Below are 281 nucleotides of genomic sequence, written 5' to 3' on the forward strand. Positions count from 1 at the left end.
CGACGTTGCCACGCAGGCGCAGCCGCATCTGATCGGCGCGCTGGATTGGGTCGGCATGGACGGTATCGAGACGCCGGTACTGTTCGACGCTGGCGACGGCCAGCCCCAGCGCAGCAGCGCCCAGGTGGGTGCCTTCGTCAACCTGGTGCGGCCGGACCGGCGCGGCATCCATATGTCGCGCTTGTACCTGCTGGTCGACCAGTACCTCAGCGCCCGGCCCGTCAATGCCGCCATGCTGGAAGAACTGCTGCGCGCCTTTCTGGATTCGCACAAGGACTTGG

At 66.9% G+C, this 281-nt stretch carries 1 protein-coding gene; it reads left to right on the forward strand.

The window, feature by feature from the left end; translation table 11 throughout:
* Positions 1-281 (forward strand): GTP cyclohydrolase, FolE2/MptA family (locus AC4HNJ_RS21880; RefSeq protein ID WP_490481726.1); only part of this gene is annotated, 281 nt, incomplete at both ends.

The sequence above is a fragment of the Dyella sp. SYSU CM1112 genome, from assembly GCF_058216415.1.